Below are 21,822 nucleotides of genomic sequence, written 5' to 3'. Positions count from 1 at the left end.
GGATGTCTTACCCGCAGCGACTGACAGTCCATGCCGCGCGCACCCCTTCCCTCCGCTACGGGCGAACAACCTCACGCCTCGCCCCACCCCCCGCACGCCCCCCGGGTGCGCACGCTTCGCACACATACGGACACCCAGCGTAACCCGGGGGCTCTCCGGGCGGTTGCACTTGGCATGGTCGACAGCCTTCCTCACACCACCACGGTCCCGCTCCCCCGTCGGCCGCTCAATTCGAGCGATCAGGTCCGCCGGTGGTACGAGAACGAACTGGGGTGGGCGACGGTGCCCGGAAGCCCTCCGGGACTGCGGCTGGGCCTGCGCTTCGACGTCCTGGAGGTGCCGGCCGAGGCGGGCCGCGCGGGCCTGCGCCATCTGGTGCCGGGCTCTCCGGTGGCCCTCGCCGGGGACCGGATGCGGCTGCTGGTCGCGGCGGGCAGCGCGGAGGAGCTGCCCGGGGTGCTGGCCTGGCTGGAGTGGGGCGCGCTGGCCCTCGATCTGACGATGACCGGGGAGGGCGGGGTCATGGACGCTCCCGAGCCCCCCGGGCCGCCCCCGGCCGACGGGCGGCCGCTTTCCCCGGGCCGCCCCGGCATGCCGCGGGGGGCCGCCGTGTGGCTGCGACCCCCCGAGCCGGGGTGCGAGGTCGAGACCTCGCTGCCGACGCTGTCGGCTTTGGGGGGCGGTGGGGGCGCCCCCGATCTCGCACGACTCCTGGAGACGGTGGCCACGCACTGCCACCGGCTGCGGCTGCGCCGCCCGTGCGGTCAGCCGTTGGCCTTCTCGTAGGCCTCGCGAATGGAGGCGGGAACACGGCCGCGGTCGTTGACCTCGTAACCGTTCTCCTTCGCCCAGGCGCGGATCTGGGCGGTGTCCTGGCTGCTGCCGGCAGCGGCACGCGCCTTCCCACGCCCACCCGCGGCACGGCCCCCGGTACGACGGCCACCCTTCACGTAAGGATCGAGAAGGCCACGGAGCTTGTCCGCATTCGCGGTCGTGAGATCGATCTCGTACGTCTTGCCGTCCAGCGCGAACGTCACGGTCTCGTCCGCCTCGCCGCCGTCGAGGTCGTCGACAAGAAGGACCTGAACCTTCTGTGCCACCGGATTTCCTTTCATCGATAACGTGAGGGCTCCGGTCTGCGGCGTCCGCCGTTTCACCGTCCCCTTGTTATATGCAGTACTGCAGTACGTCGGAAAGCAAACCGCTTTTGCTGGAAAAACACAAACCCCTGGGAGAGACCCACAGCCCGCCCCCGGCCCGGAAACATGCGCGTTTCGGACATAGGGCACCGGCTCTCGGGTTCGGGTCTCCGGTTCGCTTACCCGGCGATCACAGATGCAGAAGCATCCGGCTGTTGCCCAAGGTGTTCGGTTTCACTCGTTCGAGACCGAGGAACTCCGCGACGCCCTCGTCATAGGAACGCATCAGCTCGGCGTACACATCGGTGTCGACCGGTGTCTCACCGATCTCGACGAAGCCGTGCTTGGCGAAGAAGTCCACTTCGAAGGTCAGGCAGAATACCCGGCGAACGCCGAGCCAACGCGCGGTCTGCAGCAACTTCTCCAGCAACTGGTGACCGACGCCCGCGCCCTTCAGTCCGGGCTTCACCGCGAGAGTGCGCACTTCGGCCAGGTCTTCCCACATCACGTGCAGGGCGCCGCAGCCGACGACCTCGCCGTTGTCGTCGCGTTCCGCGACCCAGAACTCCTGGATGTCCTCGTAAAGCGTCACCGTGGCTTTGTCGAGCAGGATGGCGCCGCGGACGTAGGCGTCAAGGAGGCGGCGCACCACCGGGACATCGCTGGTGCGGGCCCGGCGGACGGTGATGGCTTTCGCGGTGACTTCGGGACCCTCTGCCGGTGAGCTCTGTGCGGACATGAGCGGACGCTATCGCCCGTCGCCCTCCGGCGCCGAGCCGGGGTTCTCGGCGGCCGTATCCGGGCCGCTATCCGCTCGCTCGGGTTGTGGGGGTTGTTCCGCCGCGTGTTCCGGTGCTTGTTCCGCCGGCTGTTCCACCGGCTGTTCCGTCGCCGGTCCTTGGACGATCCGCACCGCGTCACTGAGGGCTTGTCGCTGTTCGTCGCTCATCATGCCGAAGAAGGCGACGAGGGCGGCCGCGGGGTTGTCGCTCTGCGACCACGCGTCGTTCATCAGCGCCGCGGAGTAGGCGGCGCGTGTGGAGACCGCCTCATATCGATAGGCCCGGCCTTCCGCCTCACGGCGCACCCAGCCCTTCTGGTGGAGATTGTCCAAAACGGTCATCACCGTGGTGTAGGCGATGGTCCGCTCCTGCTGCAGATCTTCGAGGACTTCTCGAACGGTCACCGGGCGGTTCCACTTCCACACCCGCGTCATGACCGCGTCTTCGAGTTCTCCCAATGGGCGAGGCACAGCTCAGCACAATAGTGGGAGATGCCGGGATTGGCCTGCCGGACGTGCGTTTTCAACATCAAACAGGAACAAAAAGGGCGTACGACTCGCGAAATGAGCGAGCCGTACGCCGTTGCCGTCGGGCCGGGTCAGCCGTCCTGCCGCACGGGAGTCCGGGGGGCACCCTCGGCCCGCGCGAGGGCGGCGTCGACGACGGCGTCCTCCTTGGCCTTGTTGGCCCCGCCCTGGGTCTTCACGATCACCCTGATCACCCCGACGAAGAACACGGCCATGACGACGGGGGGCAAGAGCGCGGAGACGTAGTCCATGGCGCCAGGGTAGCGAGACGGGCGGGCGGGGCGTGGGGGCGGGGCGGGTTCAGCCGGCCGCCAGCTGCCGGGACGACTCCTCCGGGGGCGGGGCCGGCTTGCGCCGGGGGAAGACCTCGCCCGGGGTGGGGACGGGCCGGCGGGGCTGCTCCGGGGCCGCGGGCTGCGGGGCGCCGGGGCGCCGGGCGGGCTTCTTCGCGGGTTCCGGCGCCGGTTCCCGCTCCGCGTCCCCCGCGGGTGCGGCGCCGAGGCCCCCGGGAAGGGCCAGGAGGCGGGTACGGGAGGCGGGGACGGTCGGGGCGGCCGTTCCGGTCCGCCGGGCCGTGCCGCGCGCCAGACGGGCCCGTACGTCCTGTTCCGCGAGGACCTGGCAGCGGCTGAGCAGGGCGGCGGCGACCGGGTTGCCGCGCAGGGCGCGCAGGGCGGCCAGGTCGTCCGGTCCGGGCCGGTAGGCGGCGCCGAGCGCCTCCTCCAGCAGGGCGAAGTAGCCGGCGGCCGTGCCGGGCAGGGCTGCGCGGTAGCGGGCGAGGTCGGCCACGAGGAAGGCGCGCAGCCGGGCACCCTCGCGCATGGCCTCGTCCAGCGACTCGGCTAGGCGGAGGCAGTCCTGGACGTCCTCGGCCGGGGCGGGGTCGGGGTTCAGGGCGAGAGCGAGGGCGCGGCGGAGCACACGCAGCTCCTCCACGCCGAACGCCATGCCGCCGCGGGATCCGTATGGCGTGGGCATGAGCCGACCGTACGCGCTAATCAGACAAACCAGACATGAAGTACGGGCGTGGCGCGGACAAGCCACCCGGTTGCGCGCCGTCCCGGGAGGTCAGCCGCGCGCGGAGGAGGCGGCCCTCCCCGCGCGCGTGCCTCACATCCGGGAGACGTTCCGCTCGTACACCAGCCGCAGTCCGATGAGCGTCAGCCAGGGCTCGTGCTCGTCGATGACCGAGGACTCGCCCAGCACCATCGGCGCCAGGCCGCCGGTCGCGATCACCGTCACGTCCTCGGGGTTGTCGGCCATCTCGCGCGCCATCCGGCCCACCACGCCGTCCACCTGACCGGCGAAGCCGTAGACGATGCCGGACTGCATCGCCTCGACCGTGTTCTTGCCGATGACGCTGCGCGGCCGGGCCACCTCGATCTTCCGCAGCTGGGCGCCCTTGACGCCCAGCGCCTCCACCGAGATCTCGATGCCGGGCGCGATGACCCCGCCGACGTACTCCCCGCGCGCGGAGACCGCGTCGAACGTCGTCGCCGTGCCGAAGTCCACGACGATCGCCGGACCGCCGTACAGCTCGACCGCCGCGACCGCGTTGATGATGCGGTCCGCGCCGACCTCCTTGGGGTTGTCGGTGAGGATCGGCACCCCGGTCTTCACACCGGGCTCGACGAGCACCGCCGGCACGTCGCCGTAGTACCGCCGGGTCACCTCGCGCAGCTCGTGCAGCACGGACGGCACGGTGGCGCAGATCGCGATCCCGTCGATGCCGTCGCCCAGCTCCTCGCCGAGCAGGGGGTGCATGCCCATCAGGCCCTGGAGCAGCACCGCCAGCTCGTCCGCCGTGCGGCGGGCGTCGGTGGAGATGCGCCAGTGCTCGACGATGTCCTCGCCGTCGAACAGGCCGAGGACGGTGTGGGTGTTGCCTACGTCGATCGTCAGCAGCATGACCGGATCCCGCCTACTCCGCCGCTCGCAGGTCCAGACCGATGTCCAGGATCGGCGAGGAGTGCGTCAGGGCGCCGACGGCCAGGTAGTCGACCCCCGTGTCCGCGTACGCCTTCGCGTTCTCCAGGGTCAGCCGGCCGGACGCCTCCAGCACGGCCCGCCCCTGGACGAGCGCCACCGCCTCCGCGCACTCCCCGGGGGTGAAGTTGTCCAGCAGGATCAGGTCGGCACCGGCGTCCACGACCTCCCGCAGCTGGTGCAGGGTGTCCACCTCGACCTCGATCGGCACCTCGGGGAAGGTCTTCCGCACAGCCTCGAACGCCTGGGCGACGCCGCCCGCGGCGACCACGTGGTTGTCCTTGACCAGGGCCGCGTCCGACAGCGACATCCGGTGGTTCACGCCCCCGCCGCAGCGGACCGCGAACTTCTCCAGCGACCTGAGTCCGGGCGTCGTCTTGCGGGTGTCCCGCACGCGTGCCCCGGTGCCGTCCAGCACGTCCGCCCACGCGCGCGTGGCGGTCGCGATGCCCGACAGCCGGCACAGCAGGTTCAGCGCGCTGCGCTCCGCGGTCAGCAGGTCACGCGTGCGCGTGGTGACCGACAGCAGCTTCTGGCCGGCCTCGACGCGGTCGCCGTCCTCGACGTGCCGCTCGACCTCGAACTCGTCGGTGCAGACCACCGAGAGCACCGCCTCGGCGACCCGCAGACCGGCCACCACGCCCGCCTCACGCGCGGTGAGGTCGCCGGTGGCCACGGCCTCCTCGGGGATGGTCGCCACCGTCGTCACGTCCACGCCGTGCGCGAGGTCCTCCTGGATGGCGACGTTCGCGATGTCCTCGACCTCCAGCGGGTCGAGGCCCGCGTCGGCAAGGAGCTGGGCGAGCGCGGGGTCGAGCCCGCACTCCAGGTACGACTCTTCGGTGTCCGCCCCGCAGGCGCAGCCGTCGCCGCAGCCGTCTTCCTGGACGAGGGGGAGGTCGGGGGTGCTCACGTCTGTCACTGCTCCTGGGGCTGCCGGGTCGGGGGGAAGTCTGCGGTATCGGTGGGGTGCACGGCGAGTGTGCGGTCCGGATTCAGCCGTACGACGATGTGCCGGTGCCAGGCGGTGTCGTCGCGGTCGGGACGGTCCTCGCGCCAGTGGCAGCCGCGCGTCTCCTCGCGCAGCAGGGCGGCGGCGACCAGGACGCGGGCCACGCACAGCAGGTTGGTGGCCTCCCAGGTGTCGACCCCGGGCTCGGCGGTCTTGCCGTTCTCGTCGAGCTCGACCCGCGCGTTGGCGTGCAGCCGCTGGAGCTGGTCGGCGGCCCGGGCGAGGGAGTCGGCGGAGCGCAGGACGCCCGCGCCGTCCGTCATGATCCGCTGGATGGCGAACCGGTCCTCCGACGCCAGCAGCGGATGCGCGGGCACCTCCGGATACGGCACCGGCTGCGGCACGCGCGTGTGCGGTCCGTCCTGCGCCCGGTCCGCCACGATGTCGGCGGCGATGCGCTCGGCGTAGACCAGGCCCTCCAGCAGGGAGTTGGAGGCGAGCCGGTTCGCGCCGTGCACGCCGGTGCAGGCGACCTCGCCGCACGCGTACAGGCCGGGCACGGTGGTGCGGCCGCGGGAGTCGGTGCGCACGCCGCCGGAGGCGTAGTGGGCCGCCGGGGCGATCGGGATGGGCTCGTGGACGGGGTCGATGCCGTGGGCACGGCAGGCGGCGAGGATGGTCGGGAAGCGGTGCTCCCACATCCGGGCACCGAAGTGCCGGGCGTCGAGGAACATGTGCTCGGCGTCCTGCTCCTGCATCCGCCGCATGATGCCCTTGGCCACGATGTCCCGGGGCGCCAGTTCGGCCAGTTCGTGCTGACCGACCATGAAGCGCACCCCGTCGGCGTCGACCAGGTGGGCGCCCTCGCCGCGCACCGCCTCCGAGACCAGCGGCTGCTGGCCCTCGGCGTCGGCGCCGAGGAACAGCACGGTGGGGTGGAACTGCACGAACTCCAGGTCGGAGACCTCCGCGCCCGCGCGCAGGGCGAGCGCGACGCCGTCGCCGGTGGAGACCGAGGGGTTGGTGGTCGCCGAGAAGACCTGGCCCATGCCGCCGGTGGCGAGGACCACCGCGGGGGCGTGCACGGCGCCCACACCGTCGTGCTGGCCCTCTCCCATCACATGCAGGGTCACACCCGCGGTGCGGCCCTCGGCGTCCGTGAGGAGGTCCAGGACGAGCGCGTTCTCGATGGTGCGCACGCCCCGCGCCTGCGCCGCCTCGACGAGCGCGCGGGAGATCTCCGCGCCGGTCGCGTCGCCGCCCGCGTGCGCGATCCGGCGCCGGTGGTGGCCGCCCTCGCGGGTGAGTTCCAGGCCGCCCCCCTCCGACTCGTCGAAGTGGGCGCCCGTCTCGATCAGCCGGCGCACCGCGTCCGGGCCCTCGGTGACCAGGATCCGCACCGCGTCCTCGTCGCACAGCCCGGCGCCGGCCACCAGGGTGTCGGCCAGGTGCTGCTCCGGGGTGTCGCCCTCGCCGAGGGCGGCGGCGATGCCGCCCTGGGCCCAGCGGGTGGAGCCGTCGTCGAGGCGGGCCTTGGTGACGACGACCGTCGTCAGACCGGCGGCCTCGCAGCGCAGGGCCGCGGTCAGCCCGGCGACGCCGGAACCGACGACCACGACGTCGGCGTCGATGGACCACCCGGGGGCGGGGGCGTGCAGGCAGGGGCGGGCGCGAAGCGCACTCGTTCGAGGGTGGTGGTGGGCGACGGGCGGGCGTATGCCTGTGCTGGTCACGAGGCGGCTCCGAAGGTTCCGAATGTGAGGGGGAGGTTGTCGATCAGCCGGGTCGAGCCGACCCGGGCGGCGACCGCGAGGACGGCCTCGCCGGTGAAGTCGTCGGGGATCTCGGTGAAGTCGGAGGGATCGACCAGGGCGAGGTAGTCCAGGGCGAGCGGCGGGGTGAGCCGGGCGGCCTCGTCCAGGACCAGGCGGGCGGCGGCCCGGACGGCGGCCGGGCCGCCCGGGGCGGACTTGGCGACGGCGTGCGCGTCGGCGGCGGCCCGGGACTCCCCGAGGGCGCTGAGCGCCTCGGCACGCGCGTGCGTTGCGGGCACCTCGCGGGCCCGCGCGCGCAGGGCCTCCTGGGCGGCGTGCCGGTCCTGGCCCGCGAAGAGCGCCTGGGACAGGGCGAGCGCGGTGCGCCGGTCGGCGGGCGAGAGGTAGCGGTTGCGGCTGGACAGGGCCAGGCCGTCGTCCTCGCGGACGGTGGGCACGCCCACGATCTCGATGCCGAAGTTCAGGTCGCGGACCATCCGGCGGATCAGGGCGAGCTGCTGCGCGTCCTTCTGGCCGAAGAGCGCCACGTCGGGGCGGGTGAGGTGGAGCAGTTTGGCGACGACGGTGAGCATGCCGTCGAAGTGGCCGGGGCGCGCGCCGCCCTCCAGGCGCTCCCCCATCGGGCCCGCGCTGATCCGCACCTGGGGGTCGCCGCCCGGGTAGACCTCGTCCACCGAGGGGGCGAACACGACGTCCGCGCCCGCCTCCGCGGCGATCTTGACGTCGGCCTCCAGGGTGCGCGGGTAGCGGTCGAGGTCCTCGCCCGCGCCGAACTGGAGCGGGTTGACGAAGACCGTCACCACGACCTCGCCGTCCGGCCCGGCGAGCTCGCGCGCGGACCGCACCAGGGTGGCGTGGCCCTCGTGCAGGGCGCCCATGGTCATCACGACGGCACGGCGGCCGGTACGCGTGCGTGCGGACAGTTCGGCGGCCGTGTGCAGCAGGGTGGTCGTCATCCCGCGTCTCCCTCGGTGCTGTCGGCGAGCACGTCCAGCAGGTCTTCGGCGAGTTCCGGTTTGAGCAGTCCGTGGGCGAGCGCCCGGTCGGCGGTCGCGCGGGCCATCGCCAGATAGCCGGCGACGGTCCCCGGCGCGTGCCGACGCAGCTCGGTGATGTGCGCGGCGACCGTGCCGGCGTCGCCGCGCGCGACGGGGCCGGTCAGGGCGGCGTCACCGGAGCGCAGGGCGTTGTCGAGGGCGGCGCCGAGCAGCGGGCCGAGCATCCGGTCGGGGGCCTCGACACCGGCCTCGCGCAGCAGCTCCATGGACTGGGCGACCAGCGTGACCAGGTGGTTGGCGCCCAGCGCGAGGGCCGCGTGGTAGAGCGGCCGCATCTCCTCGGCGATCCACTCCGGTTCGCCGCCCATCTCGATGACCAGGGCCTCAGCGGCCAGCCGCAGCTCCTCGGGGGCCGTGACGCCGAAGGAGCAGCCGGCCAGGCGCTGCACGTCCACGGGAGTGCCGGTGAAGGTCATCGCCGGGTGCAGGGCCAGCGGCAGCGCGCCCGCGCGCAGGGCGGGGTCGAGGACCTTGGCGCCGTACCGGCCGGAGGTGTGCACGAGCAGCTGGCCCGGCCGGACCGCCCCGGTCTCGGCGAGGCCGGTGACCAGGCCGGGCAGGGTGTCGTCGGGGACGGTCAGCAGGACCAGGTCGGCGTGGGCCAGGACCTCGGCGGGCGCCATCAGGGGCACGTCGGGCAGGAGCTGCGCGGCGCGGCGCCGGGAGGCTTCGGAGACCCCGGAGACGGCGACCGGGCGGTGCCCGGCGAGCTGGAGGGACGCGGCGAGCGCGGGGCCCACCCGGCCGGCGCCGACGACGCCCACGGTGAGCCGCGCGGGGCGGTCCCTCGGATCTGGCTGTTGGCTTGTACTCACTCGACGGCGGCCTTCCCGTTCCAGTCCGCTCCGGGTACCGGACGATTTCTCGTCATGTTAACGCGATCGGTTCGAGGGGTGTTCGGCTGTCCACAGGCTCGGCCGGGCTCGACTGTCCACAGGCTGTGGGTTCCCGGGTGCGTGGGGTGCGTGGGGTGCGTGGGGCGGGCCCGGGGCTCGGCATGGTGCCGTGGGGCGCGGGCCTGGTGCGCAGGCCGGGTACACCGGGGCGCGGGCTCGGGCGTGAAATACGGGTGCCCGTGGGCGCCGGGGCGCGAAATCATCCGGGCATGAGCGATGCGGAGATGACGGAACAGCAGGGCGCGGGGGCGGCGGAGCGGTTGACGGCCGCGGACCGGCGCAAGCGGTTGAGGGAACGGCGCAACAGCGCCTCCCGGAACGCACGGCGCGCGTTGGGGCGCGCGGGAGCCCAGCGCACGCTCCGGGAACGGCTGGCGCTGCTGGAGCACGCGGCGGACGTCCACGACCTGGACGAGCCGGCCGACCTGTACGGCGACGGCGTGGTGGAGGCCCTGGAGACCAGGGTCGCCGGGCTGCTCGGCAAGGAGGCCGCCGTGTTCTTCCCGACGGGCACGATGGCCCAGCAGGTCGCCCTGCGCTGCTGGGCGGGCCGGACCGGGAACCCGACCGTCGCCCTGCACGCCCTGTCCCACCCCGAAGTGCATGAACGCAACGCCTTCAGCCAGGTCAGCGGGTTGCGCCCGGTCCGGGTGACGAGCGGGCCCCGGCAGCCGACCGCCGACGACGTGCACGGCCTCGACGAGCCCTTCGGGACGCTGATGCTGGAGCTGCCGCTCCGGGACGCCGGTTTCCTCCTGCCCTCCTGGGAGGAGCTCACCGAGGTGGTCGAGGCCGCGCGGGTGCGTGACGCGATCGTGCACTTCGACGGCGCCCGGCTGTGGGAGTCCACCGTCCACTTCGACCGCCCCCTGCACGAGATCGCGGACCTCGCGGACAGCGTCTACGTCTCGTTCTACAAGTCGCTCGACGGCTACGGCGGCGCCGCGGTGGCCGGCCCGGCCTGGCTCTGCGAGGAGATGAGGGCCTGGCGGCACCGGTACGGCGGCACCGTCTTCCAGCAGTTCCCGACCGCGCTGTCGGCGCTCCTCGGGCTGGAGCGGGAGCTGCCGAGGCTCCCCGGACACGTACGGCACGCGCGCGTGGTGGCCGGCGCGCTGCGCGAGGGCTTCGCCGCGGCGGGCGTGCCCTGGGCCCGCGTCCACCCCGAGGTGCCGCACACCAACGAGTTCCAGCTCTGGCTCCCGTACGACGCCGACGACGTCGCCGAGGCGGCGGTCCGGCACGCCGAGGAGACCGGGACGCTGCTGTTCGGCCGCCCCTGGGACGCCCCCGGGCCGGGGCTCGCGGTCACCGAGATCGAGGTGCGCGAGGCGGGCCTGACCTGGACAGCCGACGACGTGCGCACGGCGGTCGCGGAGTTCGTCGAGCGGCTGAAGGGCTCGTCCAGCGACTGAAGGGCTCGGCGAACGGCTGACGGGCTCGTCCAGCGACTGAAGGGCTCGGCGAACGGCTGACGGGCTCCCCCGGCGGCTCCGGGGCCCGTCGAGCGGCTGGGGGAGCGGCTCGCGCGGTGGGCGCTCCCCGCGGTACCTCTCAGCGGCGGCGCCCCGGCCCCCACCCCAGCGCCCGCCGCAGCCGCCCGCCCACGGGGCGCCCGGCGAGGACGGCCCGGAAGCGCCGGTACTCGCGCCCCTCGCGCAGGACCCGCACGTCATGGGTGCCGGGCGCGGGCGGCGCGGGTTCGCCGTGCAGCCCGGCGCGGTAGGTGTCGAGGAGGTACTGCTGGGTGATGCTCATGGCGCCGCCTCCGCGGTTCGGGGAGGGATCCGGAAGGCTCCGCGGCTCCCCCGGTCCTCCCAGCGTGCGCCTGTCCGGCGACGGCGTCGCGTCGATTGACGGCGGACGTCAATCGGGGACGGCGTTGTCGGTGCCCGGGTGCACCATGAGGACATGAGTCTGAGCATCGACATCGCGGGGCTGCGGCCGGAGAGGGTCGCCGTCGTGCCCTCTCCCCTGGCCGAGCTCGGCATGGCGCTGCACGCGCTGTCCGAACCGGCCCACCACCCGGGCCTCCAGGGCTGGGCGACGAGCGTGACGGCCGGCCTCGACCCGCATCTGGCGGACCGGATGTGCGAGGCCGACTTCCTGTGGCGCACGACCTTCTCGGACCTCTTCCTGCCCTGCGCCGGCATCCCCGGCGGGCCGGGCCTGCCCGGAGCCGACCTCGCCGAGGACCTCGACCTGCTGGACAAGCTGACGGACGAGCAGTTCGTCGACGCGGCGCTGGAGTTCACCTGCGCGCTGCCCTACACCACCCCGGGCCCCCCGGTGCTCGGCAACGCCGAGCTGGGCCGCCGCGCCCTGGAACTGGCCGCCGCGCGCGGGCCGCAGCAACTGCGCTTCAGCAAGCGGCTGCTCGACGATCCGCCGCGCATCAGGGCCTGGCTGCGGCAGTTCCTGGAGGACTGCGACGAGGCGTTCTTCGCCGACGTCTGGCACCGGCTGCGGCACCAGCTCGCCGCCGACGCCCGGCACCGGACCGACCTGCTGCGGCACAAGGGGCTGGGGGAGGCCCTGACGTCGGTCTCCGCGGCGGTGACGCTCGACGAGACCGGCGGCCGGATCACCATCGACAAGCTGCGCCAGGGCCACACCGTCATCCGCGACCGCAGCCTGCTGATGGTGCCGACCAGCCTGGGCTGGCCGCATCTGATGGTGCTGCACCGGTACGGCTGGCAGCCCGTCGTGCACTACCCGGTCGGCTCCCCCGAGCTCTCCTCGCCGCCCTCGGTCGAACAGCTCGTGCTGCGGATGACCGCGCTGTCCCACCCGGTGCGGATGCAGCTGTGCCGGAACCTGGCCCGCAGCACGTACACCACCGGCGAGCTGGTGCAGATCCACGGCATGACCGCGCCCGAGATATCCCGGCACCTGGGGGTGCTGAAGAAAGCGGGCCTGGTCACCACCCGGCGGCGCGGACGGTACGTGCTGCACCAGCTGGACGTGACGGCCGTGGCCCGGCTCGGCAGCGACTTCCTGGAGGCACTGCTGCGGTGAGCCGCGGGCCCGCACCGCCCGGCTTCAGCACAGGGCGCCACCCGGTCGGGGCGCCACCCGGCCCCACCGCCGGCGTGCCGCCCGTCTCAGGACTGGCCGCCGGCCCGCACCAGTCCCGTCTCGTAGGCGAGGACCACGACCTGCACCCGGTCCCGCAGCCCCAGCTTGGTCAGGATGCGGCCCACGTGCGTCTTGACGGTCGCCTCCGACAGCACCAGCCGGGCCGCGATCTCGCCGTTGGACAGCCCCTGCGCGACCAGCACCATGACCTCGCGCTCGCGGTCGGTGAGCCGGTCCAGCTCCTTGTGCTGCGGCTCCCTGCCGGTGCTCGGCAGCATCGGCGCGAACCGGTCGAGCAGCCGGCGCGTGGTCGACGGCGCCACCACCGCGTCGCCGCTGTGCACGGCGCGGATGGCGGCGAGCAGCTCACCGGGCGGCACGTCCTTCAGCATGAAGCCGGAGGCGCCCGCCTTCAGCCCGGAGAAGGCGTACTCGTCGAGGTCGAAGGTGGTCAGGATCAGCACCTTCGGCGGCTCGGGCTCCGAGCAGATCCGGCGGGTGGTCTCCACCCCGTCCAGCTTCGGCATGCGCACGTCCATCAGCACCACGTCGACGGCGGTCGCGCGCAGCACCTGGAGGGCCTCGACACCGTCGCCCGCCTCCGCGACGACCTCCATGTCCGGCTGGGCGGCGAGCACCATCCGGAACCCGGTGCGCAGCAGCACCTGGTCGTCGACGAGCATTACGCGGATCGTCATCGGGGTCCTCTTCCGTCTCGGTACACGAGGTCGTTCCAGGCCGTCACAGGTCGTTTCCGGCCGTTACAGGTGTCAATGCGCTGCACACGCCGGCTCAGTGCGCCGGTTTGAGGGGCAGCAGGGCGCTGATGCGGAATCCTCCGCCCGGGCGGGGGCCCGCGTCCAGGGTGCCGCCGACCATGCCGACCCGCTCCCGCATGCCGATCAGCCCGTGGCCCTGGCCGTCGACGCCGCCGTCCTCGTACAGCTCGTGCGGGGCGCCCTTGCCGTCGTCCTCGACGAGCAGTCCGAGACCGTCGTCGAAGTAGACCAGGCGCACGCTCGCCCCCGCGTTGGGCCCGCCGTGCTTGCGCGTGTTGGTGAGCGCCTCCTGCACGATGCGGTACGCGGTCAGTTCGACACCGCTGGGCAGTGGGCGCGGGGTGCCCTCGACCTTGAAGTCGACGGGCAGTCCGGAGGTACGGCACTGCTGGACCAGGTCGTCGATCTGCTCGACGTCCGGCTGCGGGACGTACTCCCCGCTCTCCTGGTGCTCGCCGGTGCGCAGCACGCCCAGCAGGCGGCGCATCTCGGCGAGCGCCTGGCGGCCGGTCGAGGAGATCGTCTCCAGGGCCTGCTTCGCCTGGTCGGGCGCGGCGTCCAGGACGTAGGCGGCGCCGTCGGCCTGCACCACCATCACCGACACGTTGTGCGCGACCACGTCGTGCAGCTCGCGCGCGATCCGGGCGCGCTCGGCGGCGACCGCCACCTTGGCCTGCGCCTCGCGCTCCTTCTCCAGCCGGCTCGCGCGCTCCTCCAGCTGCGCGAAGTACGCGCGCCGGGTGCGTATCGAGTCGCCGAGCACCCAGGCGAGCGCGAACGGCACCGTGGTGAAGATCATGATCGCGACGGTGCCCAGGGCGCTGGACTCGTCCTCCGGCCAGCGCAGCTGGGCCAGCGGCGCCGCGCACAGACCGACGCCGAGCGCCAGCCGGGAGGCCCAGCGGGCCCCGGTCGCCGCGACCGTGTAGGTGATGACCAGCAGCGCGAAGTCGGCGGGCATCGTCTCGACGTCCAGCACCAGTTGGGCCACACCGATCCCGATGGCCAGCAGCAGCATCCGCTCCGGCACGCGCCGGCGCAGCGCGATCACCAGGGAGAGCAGCAGCGCGACGGGGATCGCCGCGACCGGATGGTCGACGCCCTCCGTCTCCTGCTGCACGGCCCCGGACACCACAGTGATCCCGAACAGGAAGACGGCCCAGAAGCCGTCGACCCAGGTCGGGTGTCTGCGGAGAAAGTCATAGAGGCGCTGCACGTAACCCAGCGTAGGGAAGCGTGGCGTGTGCAGGGGTCAACCGGAGGACCGATCCGCGGCGGTCGGGCGTACTCCCCAAGGTGGAGGAGCCGTTCCCCTGTGCGCTTAGCCTGAGCCCGTGACGCGAGACGCTGACGACGGATGGCAGGGGTGGCGGGCGGCGGCTCAGGAGGCGCTGTACGGACCGCGCGGCTTCTACCGCAGGCCCGAGGGCCCGGCCGGGCACTTCCGTACGTCCGTGCATGCCTCGCCCCTGTTCGCCGGGGCCGTGGCGCGGCTGCTGTGCCACATCGACGAGGCGCTCGGGCGGCCCGGCAGGCTCGACTTCGTGGACATGGCCGCGGGGCGCGGCGAACTCGTCACCGCGGTGCTCGCCGCCCTGCCCGCCGAGGTGTCCGCACGTACGCGCGCGTACGCCGTGGAGCTGGCCGGGCGGCCGCCCGCCCTCGATCACCGGATCGAGTGGCTCGCGGAGCCGCCGCACGGGATCACGGGCCTGCTCTTCGCCAACGAATGGCTGGACAACGTGCCCGTGGAGGTCGCGGAGGTCGACGCCGCGGGCGTACCGCGCACGGTTTTGGTGCGGCGCGACGGGACCGAGCGGCTCGGGGAGCCGGTCACGGGCGCGGACGCCGAGTGGCTCGCGCGGTGGTGGCCGCTCGCCGCTCAGGAGGGGCTGCGGGCCGAGATCGGGCGGCCCCGGGACGAGGCCTGGGCCGCGGCCGTCGGCCGCGTCGAGCGGGGGCTCGCGGTGGCCGTCGACTACGGGCACACGCGGGGCGCACGCCCCCCGTTCGGGACGCTGACGGGGTTCCGGGAGGGCCGCGAGACGGCGCCGGTACCGGACGGGTCCTGCGACATCACGGCCCATGTGGCCCTGGACGCCTGCGCGTCGGCGGGCGGCGGCAAGGAGGCGGGGGCGCGGCTCACCTCACAGCGCGGCGCCCTGCGCGTCCTCGGCGTCACCGGCGCACGCCCCCCGCTGGCGCTCGCCTCCACCCGGCCCGCCGCCTACGTCCGCGCCCTGGCGAGCGCCGGCGAGGCCGCCGAACTCACCGCACCCGGCGGCCTCGGCGACTTCGGCTGGCTCCTGCGACCCGTGGGGCCCGATGACCTGCGGGACCTACTTGTCGATGTCCCCGACCACGAAGAACATTGACCCCAGGATCGCCACCATGTCCGCCACCAGCGTGCCCGGCAGCAGCTCCACCAGCGCCTGGATGTTGTTGAACGAGGCCGAGCGCAGCTTGAGCCGGTACGGGGTCTTCTCGCCCTTGCTGACGAGGTAGTAGCCGTTGATGCCGAGCGGGTTCTCGGTCCACGCGTAGGTGTGCCCCTCGGGCGCCTTCAGCACCTTGGGCAGCCGCTGGTTGATCGGCCCGGGCGGCAGCTGCGCGAGCCGGTCGAGGCAGGCGTCGGCGAGGTCGAGGGAGTTGTGGGTCTGCTCCAGCAGGCACTCGAACCGGGCCAGGCAGTCGCCCTCCCGCCGGGTCACCACCTTCAGCGTGTCCTGGAGTTCGCCGTACGCGAGGTAGGGCTCGTCGCGGCGCAGGTCGAAGTCGACCCCGGAGGCGCGCGCGATGGGCCCGCTCACGCCGTACGCGTGCGCCGCCTCCGGGGAGAGGACGCCCACGTCCCGGGTGCGCCCGCGGAAGATCTCGTTGCCGACGACCAGGTCGTCGAAGCGGTCCATGCGGGAGCGCACGTCGGCGACGGCGCCACGCGCGCGCGTGGTCCAGCCGGCGGGCAGGTCCTCCTTCAGACCGCCCACCCGGTTGAACATGTAGTGCATCCGCCCGCCGGAGACCTCCTCCATGACGTGCTGGAGCTCCTCGCGCTCCGTGAAGGCGTAGAAGATCGGCGTGATCCCGCCCAGCTCCAGCGGGTACGAGCCGAGGAACATCAGGTGGTTGAGCACCCGGTTCAGCTCCGCGAGGAGGGTGCGCGTCCACACCGCCCGCTCGGGCACCTCCATGCCGAGCATCCGCTCGACGGCCATGACCACGCCCAGCTCGTTGGAGAAGGCCGACAGCCAGTCGTGGCGGTTGGCGAGCATGATGATCTGGCGGTAGTCGCGCGCCTCGAAGAGCTTCTCCGCGCCGCGGTGCATGTAGCCGATCACCGGCTCGGCGCTCTTGATGCGCTCGCCGTCCAGGACGAGCCGCAGGCGCAGCACACCGTGCGTGGACGGGTGCTGGGGCCCGATGTTGAGCACCATGTCGGTGCTCTCCGCGGCTCCGCCGATACCGACCGTGGTCTCCGTCGTAGGCATGGACACAGTCTCTCCTACGTAGGCTGGCCGTATGGAGACGGGGAGCCAGGAAAACACGGCGCTCGACGGGCGGTCCGCGACCGAGCCCGGAGCGGGGCACGAGCCGGTCTGGACCGGGCTGCCACCGAGGCTCCTGCGGATGCGCCGGCTGCTGCTGGTGGTGTGGCTCGGACTGCTGGCGGCCGGCCTCGGCGTCCTGCTCGGTCTGCTGGCCGGCCCGGCCTGGGCCGCGTTCGCGCTGCTGCCCCTCGCGGCGGCGGCCTGGGGGTGGGTGATGCTGGAGCGCAACTGGCGGTCCTGGCGCTACGCCGAGCGCGCCGACGACCTGCTGATCAGCCGGGGCGTGCTGTGGCGCGAGGAGACGGTCGTGCCGTACGGGCGCATGCAGCTCGTGGAGGTCACCTCCGGGCCCGTCGAACGGCACTTCGGGCTGGCCAGCGTGCAGTTGCACACCGCGGCCGCCGCGAGCGACGCCACCATCCCCGGCCTCGACCCGGCCGAGGCGGAACGGCTGCGGGACCGTCTCACCGAGCTGGGCGAGGCCCGATCGGCGGGGCTGTGACCGCTCCCGGCGTCGAGGGCGCCGTCCGCCGCAGGCCGCCCGTCGTGGAGCGGCGGCTGCATCCCGTGACGCCCCTGCGGCGGGCCTGGGCGCCGGTGGCCGTGGTCATCGGCTGGGCGGTGCACGACCCGGACCAGGCGCAGCGGCAGCTGACCCGGCTGACCACCACCGTGCTGCTGCTGGCGCTGGCCGGCGCCCTCCTGGCGGCCGCGCTGTACGGCTTCCTCACCTGGTGGTTCACGCACTTCGCGGTGACCGACTCCGAACTGCGCATCCGCACCGGGCTGGTGTTCCGGCGCACCGCGCACATCCGGCTGGAACGCATCCAGGCCGTCGACGTCACCCAGCCGCTCCTCGCGCGCGTGGCGGGTGTCGCCAAGCTCAAACTCGACGTGGTCGGCGCGGACAAGAAGGACGAACTGGCCTTCCTCGGCGCGGACGAGGCTCGTGCGCTGCGCGCGGAACTCCTCGCGCGCGCCGCCGGATTCGCGCCCGAGACGGCGCACGAGGTCGGTGAGGCCCCGGCCCGCGAGCTGCTGCGCACGCCCCCGCGCGAGCTGGCGCTGTCCCTCCTGCTGACGGGCGCCACCTGGGGCACGCTGATCGCCTCCCTGGTCGTGCCGCCGGTGCTCTGGTTCGCCACCCACAGCCTGTGGACGGTGCTCGCCACCGCGGTACCGCTGCTCGGCGCGGCCGGCGCCAACAGTGTGGGCCGGTTCGTCGCCGAGTACGACTGGACGGTGGCCGATTCCCCGGACGGGCTGCGCATCGACCGCGGGCTGCTGGACCGCGTCCACGAGACGGTGCCGCCGGGCCGGGTGCAGACCGTACGCGTCGTACGGCCGCTGCTGTGGCGGCGGCGCGGGTGGGTACGGGTGGAGCTGGACGTGGCCGGGTCGTCGAACTCCGTCCTGGTGCCGGTCGCCCCGCGCGAGGTCGCCGAGGCCGTCATCGCACGCGTGCTGCCCGGGGTGACCGTCCCGCCCGAGTCGGCCCTGTCCCGGTCCCCGCGGCGGGCGCGCTGGTACGTACCGGTGTGGTGGAAGGGCTACGGCCTGGCCGTCACGGACGCCGTGTTCGCCGCGCACGAGGGGCTGCTGAAGCGGCGTCTGGCGCTGGTGCCGCACGCGAAGGTGCAGAGCGTACGGCTGGCCCAGGGGCCCTGGCAGCGCGCCCTGGGCATCGCTGACGTGCATGTGGACACCGGCGCCGACAAGACCGTCACCGCGCGGCTGCGGGACGCCGAGGAGGCCGCACGGCTGCTGCGCGCCCAGGCCGAACGGTCCCGGACGGGCCGGCGGGACGCCCGCCCGGACCGCTGGATGGCGTGAGGCGACGCGCGGCACGACCCGGGTACGACGCGAGGGGCCGGCCATGAGGCCGGCCCCTCGGTGCGGGTGCGGGTTTGTGCGGTGCGCGCTTCCGGTGTCAGGACACCGCGCTGCGCAGCCCCTCCACGTCGATGTGCTCCGTCTCGTCGTGCGCCGTCAGGTCGATCACCTGACCGATGCCGCGGGACTCCGCGTCGGCCGGCTTGAACTCCGCCTCGGCCTCGGCCTTGTGCAGGGCCAGCGCCTCCTCGCCGACGACATCGGCGAGGTCCTCGTTCTGTACGGCCTCCAGGGCGGCGGGCGCCTCGTCCTTCTGCATCCCGAAGAAGTCGAAACCGCCCTCGACCATCGGGCGCCGTACGGGCGCCGTCGGAGCGACCGCCACCGCGGTGGGCGCCACGAAGTGACCGGAGGGCTGCGGGGCGGGGAGCGCGGGCCGGCCCGTGGTGGCGGCCGCGTGCCCGTGCTCCTGCGCGTCCGCCTCGGGCTTCCCCTGCGCCTCGTCCTCCTGCGCGGCGGCCCGTGCCGCCCTCTCCTGCGAGGAACCGTCGTGCTGCGCGGGAACCTCCGCCCGCGTGCCGCCGGACTCCCGGGCCGGGGTGGCGACGCTCGCCTGCATGTGGTCGGCGCGCTCGGGCTCGCGGTCCGTGCCCGCCGTCGTGCTCGTGCTCGCGTTCGCGCTCGTGCTCACGTTCGCGGAGGCTCCGTGCTTCGGCGCGTCGTCCGCCGGTACGGGCGTGAGGGTCTCGGGCGTGTCGTCGGTGCCGGTCTCCTCGGGAGCGTCGGCCTCCAGGGCGGCGTCCGGGTCGGCTTCCGGCTCGCCGTCGGTGTCGTCGACCGTCTCGGCGTCGGCCTCGTCAGCCGTCTCGACGTCGGCCGGGATGTCGGTCGCTTCGTCGATCGCGGCGTCCGCCCGCGTGTCGGACTCGGTGTCCGACTCGGCGTCGTCCGCGGACTCGACGGCGCCGTCGAACTTCGACAGCGCGGCACTCGCACGCAGGTACAGCTTCGAACCCTCGGGCGAGAAGGCCGCGATGGCCGACGCCTCGGCCTCACCGGCCTGCTCGGCCTCATCCGCCGCGTGCTCCGCCCGGTCGGTCCCGGTGCCGTGCTCGGCGGCCGGGGCTGCCACGGCCCCCGCCTCCTCCGACACGGCCTCGGAGGCCGTCTCCACGGTCTCCCCGGTCTCCTCGTCGGCCGGCGTCGACGCGGGCGGCAACGCCAGCGCGGGCGACGTCGTCTCTATCTCCAGCAGCCGGCGCCCCTCCAGGGCGGTCGCCCGCTCGGTCTCGGCGGTGGCGTACCGGCGCAGCAGAGCGGCGTGCTCATTGCGCAGTCCGGCGAGTTCCGCGCGCTTGGCACGCAGTCGCTGTTCCAGCTTGCCGCGCAGTTCACGCGATTCGTCGAGATCGGTCTCCAGTTCGGCGACCCGTTCCTCGAAACGCCACTCGTCACTCGCACGCGCGCGAGTCAGGTCGGCGACGCGCTTTCCGGCCTGGGTGTCCCAGCGGCGCATGACGACCGCGCCGAGGATCGCCGTCGCGGCGGCGGCCGCGGCCAGGCCCCGGAGCACCATCGGCTCCGAGAACGCCCAGGGGCCGAGCGCACAGACGACGGAGACACCCGCGATGGCCGACAGGGGCAGCATCTTGTGCAGAGGCGGCGAATGGCGGTGACGTCCACGTGGCATGGCCAGAAACTTACCGCGCGTAGGCGAATCTTGGAGCCCCGCCCCGTAAAAACCCAGCCATCCCCTGGCGTTCATCGAATTCACCGGTCAGAACAAGATCATTAAATGGTTTAACGGCCCCTTTCGACCATGACCGGCGCGATCCGTGAGGGGCGCCGAAATGCCGCTGACGGCGCGTCGGCCGACGCACGGCGGGCGCCACCGGACCAATCCGGCAGGGGACTTGCCCGGATCTTTCCCCCGCCCTGGACACGGCTTCGGCGCGGCGAGTGAACCACTGCCCCCGAGCCACCGTCCTAGAGGGCGCAATGTCGCCGGATGCCCGAATCGACGGAACCACAGGATGCGATGTCTGTCAGGACTGATGCGGATACGGCGGGCGGGAGTCCCCGGCGACGGCGCGGCCCGCGCCGATTCCCGCGCGGCCCGCGCCCCGAGGCGGTGCCCCTCGTCGTCGGACGGGCCTGCGCCCTCGCAGGCGCCCTGGACATCGTGTCCGGCGTCTTCCCCCACCTCCGGCACGGCAGGGTGCGCCCGCTCGCCGAGATACTCCCCGGGACGCTCGGCCCGTTCGCGGCGGCCCTCTCGCTCGGCGCGGGCGTGCTGTTGCTGCTGCTCGCGCCCGGACTGCGGCGCGGCGAGCGCCGGGCGTGGCGGGCGGCGGCGGTCCTGCTCCCGGCCGGCGCCGCGGCCCAGCTCGCCCACCGCCCCTCCCTGCTGGGCACCGTGGTCCCGCTGGCCCTGCTGGCCGCGCTGCTGCGTCACCGCGACCGGTTCACGGCGCTGCCCGGCCCCCGCAGCCGCTGGCGCGCGCTCGCCAACCTCGTCCTCATGGGGGCCGGTTCGCTCGCACTCGGGCTCGTCATCGTCAGCGTCCATCCGGGGACCCTGGTCGGCGACCCGAGCCTCGCGGACCGCATCACCCACGTCCTGTACGGCCTGTTCGGCTTCGAGGGCCCGGTCGACTACCGGGGTACGACCGCCTGGACCGTCGCCTGCTCGCTGGGCGCCCTCGGTCTGCTCACCGTCGTCACCACGGTCCACCTCGCCCTGCGCCCCGGGCGCCCTGCCGCCCGTCCGACCGAGGACGACACGGCTCGTCTGAGGGCCCTGCTGGAGCGGCACGGCGGACGTGCCGCGCCCCGCCGGGACGCCGCTGTCGTCTTCTCACCGAGCGGCCGGGCGGCGGTGGTCTACCGCGTCGTCTCCGGAGTGATGCTCGCCGAGGGCGACCCGATCGGCGACGCCGAGGCGTGGCCGGGCGCCATCGAGCGGTTCATGGACGTGGCCCGGGCCCGCTCCTGGACGCCCGCCGTCACGGGCTGCTCCGGGACCGGCGGCGAGGTCTGGCACCGCGAGACCGGCCTGGACGCCCTCCCACCGGGCGACGGGGAGGTGGTGGGCGGCGCGGATTTCCCTCTCGCCGGCCGCGCGATGCGAAGGGCGCGCCGGACGGCCGCACGCATCGGGCGAGCCGGTTACGGAACCCCGGCCCGACCAGTCCATGACCTCGGCGAACCCGAACCGACCCGCGTGCGCCGCGCCACCGCCCGCTGGCGCGTCACCGCCCGCTGGCGCGTCACCGCACACCGGTGCGGCACCGCACGCCGGCGCGACACGGCCACCACCACCGTCACCCGCCGTGCCTCCCCGTGGCCCGCCGCCGGATCGCCGCCCCCGCCGACGGCACCCGTCTGATCGCCACCACCCACCGGACCCTCGCGGCCGGCCGCGACCCCCGCGCCGTCTCCCCCTCCCAAGCCCCACCGCGGGACCTGC

21 protein-coding genes and 1 pseudogene are annotated in these 21,822 nt (G+C 73.7%); 7 read left to right on the top strand and 15 right to left on the bottom strand.

Annotation, left to right across the window (positions count from 1 at the left end; translation table 11 throughout):
- The first annotated feature begins 174 nt into the window (after window positions 1–174).
- The gene (locus tag ABT296_RS12250) at window positions 175–786 is read left to right on the top strand and encodes an SCO3374 family protein (protein WP_351926050.1); all 612 of its coding nucleotides are present in this window, start codon (window positions 175–177) and stop codon (window positions 784–786) included.
- On the opposite strand, the gene ABT296_RS12245 is transcribed toward ABT296_RS12250, so the two are convergent.
- The 10 genes from ABT296_RS12245 to ABT296_RS12200 all read right to left on the bottom strand — a co-directional run bounded on the left by ABT296_RS12245 (window position 765) and on the right by ABT296_RS12200 (window position 9,034).
- The gene (locus ABT296_RS12245) at window positions 765–1,100 is read right to left on the bottom strand and encodes a histone-like nucleoid-structuring protein Lsr2 (protein WP_351926048.1); all 336 of its coding nucleotides are present in this window, start codon (window positions 1,098–1,100) and stop codon (window positions 765–767) included. The genes ABT296_RS12250 and ABT296_RS12245 overlap by 22 nt on opposite strands.
- A gap of 229 nt (window positions 1,101–1,329) precedes the next feature.
- Entirely contained in the window at window positions 1,330–1,878 is a 549-nt protein-coding gene (locus ABT296_RS12240) for an amino-acid N-acetyltransferase (RefSeq protein WP_351926046.1), read from the bottom strand.
- Between the two features lie 9 nt (window positions 1,879–1,887).
- Entirely contained in the window at window positions 1,888–2,391 is a 504-nt protein-coding gene (locus tag ABT296_RS12235) for a BlaI/MecI/CopY family transcriptional regulator (protein WP_351926044.1), read from the bottom strand.
- A gap of 128 nt (window positions 2,392–2,519) precedes the next feature.
- Complete coding sequence (locus tag ABT296_RS12230; RefSeq protein WP_351926042.1) at window positions 2,520–2,699, bottom strand: hypothetical protein; 180 nt, start codon at window positions 2,697–2,699, stop codon at window positions 2,520–2,522.
- Window positions 2,700–2,748: 49 nt separating this feature from the next.
- Window positions 2,749–3,396 carry a hypothetical protein gene (locus ABT296_RS12225; protein ID WP_351926120.1) on the bottom strand — a complete coding sequence of 216 codons (648 nt, stop codon included), beginning with the start codon at window positions 3,394–3,396 and terminating at the stop codon, window positions 2,749–2,751.
- A gap of 162 nt (window positions 3,397–3,558) precedes the next feature.
- Window positions 3,559–4,356, bottom strand: coding sequence for a type III pantothenate kinase (locus ABT296_RS12220; protein WP_351926040.1), 798 nt, complete (start codon window positions 4,354–4,356; stop codon window positions 3,559–3,561).
- Between the two features lie 13 nt (window positions 4,357–4,369).
- On the bottom strand, window positions 4,370–5,347 hold the full coding sequence (gene nadC, locus ABT296_RS12215) for a carboxylating nicotinate-nucleotide diphosphorylase (RefSeq protein WP_351926038.1): 978 nt from the start codon (window positions 5,345–5,347) through the stop codon (window positions 4,370–4,372).
- Window positions 5,348–5,352: 5 nt separating this feature from the next.
- Window positions 5,353–7,119: an L-aspartate oxidase gene (locus tag ABT296_RS12210; protein ID WP_502977231.1), complete on the bottom strand. Its 1,767-nt coding sequence runs from the start codon at window positions 7,117–7,119 to the stop codon at window positions 5,353–5,355.
- On the bottom strand, window positions 7,116–8,117 hold the full coding sequence (gene panC, locus ABT296_RS12205) for a pantoate--beta-alanine ligase (RefSeq protein WP_351926036.1): 1,002 nt from the start codon (window positions 8,115–8,117) through the stop codon (window positions 7,116–7,118). The genes ABT296_RS12210 and panC overlap by 4 nt, the downstream gene beginning before the upstream one ends.
- Window positions 8,114–9,034 (bottom strand): Rossmann-like and DUF2520 domain-containing protein, encoded by a 921-nt coding sequence (locus ABT296_RS12200; RefSeq protein ID WP_351926034.1) that lies wholly within the window; start codon window positions 9,032–9,034, stop codon window positions 8,114–8,116. The genes panC and ABT296_RS12200 overlap by 4 nt, the downstream gene beginning before the upstream one ends.
- A gap of 290 nt (window positions 9,035–9,324) precedes the next feature.
- On the opposite strand from ABT296_RS12200, the gene ABT296_RS12195 reads away from it, so the two are divergent.
- Window positions 9,325–10,530: a threonine aldolase family protein gene (locus ABT296_RS12195; RefSeq protein WP_351926032.1), complete on the top strand. Its 1,206-nt coding sequence runs from the start codon at window positions 9,325–9,327 to the stop codon at window positions 10,528–10,530.
- A 139-nt stretch (window positions 10,531–10,669) separates the two neighbouring features.
- On the opposite strand, the gene ABT296_RS12190 is transcribed toward ABT296_RS12195, so the two are convergent.
- Window positions 10,670–10,873 carry a hypothetical protein gene (locus tag ABT296_RS12190; protein ID WP_351926030.1) on the bottom strand — a complete coding sequence of 68 codons (204 nt, stop codon included), beginning with the start codon at window positions 10,871–10,873 and terminating at the stop codon, window positions 10,670–10,672.
- A 153-nt stretch (window positions 10,874–11,026) separates the two neighbouring features.
- Between ABT296_RS12190 and ABT296_RS12185 the strand changes: the two genes are divergently transcribed.
- A complete protein-coding gene (locus ABT296_RS12185) occupies window positions 11,027–12,133 on the top strand; it encodes a DUF5937 family protein (RefSeq protein WP_351926028.1) in 1,107 nt (368 codons plus the stop codon).
- An 86-nt stretch (window positions 12,134–12,219) separates the two neighbouring features.
- Here ABT296_RS12185 and ABT296_RS12180 read toward each other — a convergent pair whose 3' ends face one another.
- Together ABT296_RS12180 and ABT296_RS12175 are read right to left on the bottom strand one after the other, a co-directional pair.
- The gene (locus ABT296_RS12180) at window positions 12,220–12,891 is read right to left on the bottom strand and encodes a response regulator (protein ID WP_351926026.1); all 672 of its coding nucleotides are present in this window, start codon (window positions 12,889–12,891) and stop codon (window positions 12,220–12,222) included.
- A 94-nt stretch (window positions 12,892–12,985) separates the two neighbouring features.
- Entirely contained in the window at window positions 12,986–14,188 is a 1,203-nt protein-coding gene (locus tag ABT296_RS12175; RefSeq protein ID WP_351926023.1) for a sensor histidine kinase, read from the bottom strand.
- Window positions 14,189–14,306: 118 nt separating this feature from the next.
- Here ABT296_RS12175 and ABT296_RS12170 point away from each other — a divergent pair, with 118 nt between their 5' ends.
- The gene (locus tag ABT296_RS12170) at window positions 14,307–15,347 is read left to right on the top strand and encodes an SAM-dependent methyltransferase (RefSeq protein ID WP_351926021.1); all 1,041 of its coding nucleotides are present in this window, start codon (window positions 14,307–14,309) and stop codon (window positions 15,345–15,347) included.
- Here the strand turns inward: ABT296_RS12170 and ABT296_RS12165 are convergent.
- The gene (locus ABT296_RS12165) at window positions 15,312–16,460 is read right to left on the bottom strand and encodes an NADH-quinone oxidoreductase subunit D (RefSeq protein ID WP_351926019.1); all 1,149 of its coding nucleotides are present in this window, start codon (window positions 16,458–16,460) and stop codon (window positions 15,312–15,314) included. The genes ABT296_RS12170 and ABT296_RS12165 overlap by 36 nt on opposite strands.
- Before the next feature lie 31 nt (window positions 16,461–16,491).
- Here ABT296_RS12165 and ABT296_RS12160 point away from each other — a divergent pair, with 31 nt between their 5' ends.
- Together ABT296_RS12160 and ABT296_RS12155 are read left to right on the top strand one after the other, a co-directional pair.
- Window positions 16,492–17,022 carry a PH domain-containing protein gene (locus tag ABT296_RS12160; RefSeq protein WP_351926017.1) on the top strand — a complete coding sequence of 177 codons (531 nt, stop codon included), beginning with the start codon at window positions 16,492–16,494 and terminating at the stop codon, window positions 17,020–17,022.
- Window positions 17,019–18,353: a PH domain-containing protein gene (locus tag ABT296_RS12155; RefSeq protein ID WP_351926015.1), complete on the top strand. Its 1,335-nt coding sequence runs from the start codon at window positions 17,019–17,021 to the stop codon at window positions 18,351–18,353. Before ABT296_RS12160 ends, ABT296_RS12155 begins: the two co-directional genes overlap by 4 nt.
- Window positions 18,354–18,450: 97 nt before the next feature.
- Here ABT296_RS12155 and ABT296_RS12150 read toward each other — a convergent pair whose 3' ends face one another.
- Window positions 18,451–20,043 (bottom strand): hypothetical protein, encoded by a 1,593-nt coding sequence (locus tag ABT296_RS12150; RefSeq protein ID WP_351926013.1) that lies wholly within the window; start codon window positions 20,041–20,043, stop codon window positions 18,451–18,453.
- Between the two features lie 348 nt (window positions 20,044–20,391).
- Here ABT296_RS12150 and ABT296_RS12145 point away from each other — a divergent pair.
- A pseudogene (locus tag ABT296_RS12145) lies at window positions 20,392–21,758 on the top strand (phosphatidylglycerol lysyltransferase domain-containing protein); the annotation flags it as partial.
- Between the last annotated feature and the right edge of the window lie 64 nt (window positions 21,759–21,822).

The organism is Streptomyces sp. NPDC000983, from assembly GCF_040299205.1.
Classification (GTDB): domain Bacteria; phylum Actinomycetota; class Actinomycetes; order Streptomycetales; family Streptomycetaceae; genus Streptomyces.
This window is presented reverse-complemented; position numbering and strand designations above follow the sequence as displayed.